Source organism: Cryobacterium sp. TMT2-14 (assembly GCF_004402465.1).
Classification (GTDB): Bacteria; Actinomycetota; Actinomycetes; order Actinomycetales; family Microbacteriaceae; genus Cryobacterium; species Cryobacterium sandaracinum.
The window spans coordinates 1-1,277 of record NZ_SOFV01000029.1 but is presented as its reverse complement, the minus strand read 5'-3'; the positions used below and the strand labels follow the sequence as shown (position 1 = coordinate 1,277).

Sequence of the window (1,277 nt, the reverse complement as noted above, 5' to 3'; positions counted from 1 at the left end):
GTTGCATCGTGTTGAGTGTGGTAACCCAATCGATACCGGAGGTCCTCACCTTTTTAGCTCACGCCACGCTCACAACCTGTGTGGGAACAACAGCTAGAGCGGGAGAACGCCGCCGCAGACCTACTGGCCGGGAGCCCGATACGCCGGCGTTTTCTTGGCGGCGTCGAACGGCTCCGGAACCTCGATGACCCCCAGAACGTCGGTCTCCCCGAAGGCGTAGTAGAAACTCTCGACCGACCGACCGACCGACCCACCCACCGATTTGAGGGCTGCGACCAGCGCCTCCCGACGGCCGGTTCCGCCTTCGCGCATGAAGCCCCTGATGCCCTCGCCCACCTAGTTCGCTCCAAATAAATACTGGCTCATGGTCAGTCCCGTCCTGTGATGTGCAGGACGCGGACATCCGGAGCAATGCCCGAGACCTGTGTGCGGCAACCCGCCGAGGCACGGCAACGACGCTCGGTCCCCGAAGTGGGGCTGCGACGCATGGTAGGCCCGGCTGTTCCCGGGGACAACGGGGCGGCCGCCCAGCCTCAGAGGGCTCCCGACCCGGTGGTCGAGCTGGGCGAGACCCGAAGCGATGCCTCCAAGGTCGATGAACAGAACTTCGAATCTCAACCTCCAAAAATCCGCACCCATCTGACGAACACTCGACTATGTGTACGCAATGAGGTATCCTCGNGTATCCTCGTAACATGACCAACCTCGCGGAAGACCTCAGGCAGGCGGCCGATGCCGTGGCCCTGCTGGGCTCGTCATGCGCTGACTTCTCGGCCCTTCCTGATGCCGAGGTGTTGGCCGGTCAGAAGCGAATCGCTTCGATCCGCCGTCTCGTCGATACCTATGCTGCCTGGATGGCGGCGACCATCGCCGAGCGTTCCCGACCGGAGCTCGGGCACTCGGGTTTGGCGGCGCAGCAGGGGTATCTCTCCCCGGAGGCCCTGATTCAGAACTCGACCGGCTCGTCGAAGGGCGACGCGTACAAGCTGGTGGCGGTCGGCACCATGATGGCCGATGCCGAGGCGGCCGACAGGCTCGTCGAGGCGGCGCTGTCCTCGCCCGACAGGGATGCCGCCGAGGTCGCCGAGGTCGAGGCGAAGGTGCCGTGGCAGGCGCCGATCGCCCGGGCCGTCACCGCCGGCACGCTCTCGGTTGACGCGGCCGAGGCGATCCGGGCCGGGCTCGGCCAGATCGATGCGGCAGTTACCGCGGAGAAGCTCGGGGTGGCCCTGGCGGCGCTGCTCACCGAGGCGTCGTCACTGAATGCCGATCAGGTG

Annotated in this window: 1 protein-coding gene and 1 pseudogene; one reads left to right on the top strand and one right to left on the bottom strand. The window is 65.8% G+C overall.

Features of this window, described 5'->3' with window-relative positions:
* Window positions 1–120: 120 nt before the first annotated feature.
* Complete coding sequence (locus E3O28_RS10780) at window positions 121–336, bottom strand: GYD domain-containing protein (RefSeq protein ID WP_241973098.1); 216 nt, start codon at window positions 334–336, stop codon at window positions 121–123.
* A 359-nt stretch (window positions 337–695) separates the two neighbouring features.
* Between E3O28_RS10780 and E3O28_RS10775 the strand changes: the two are divergent.
* Window positions 696–1,277, top strand: a pseudogene (locus tag E3O28_RS10775) (DUF222 domain-containing protein); the annotation flags it as partial.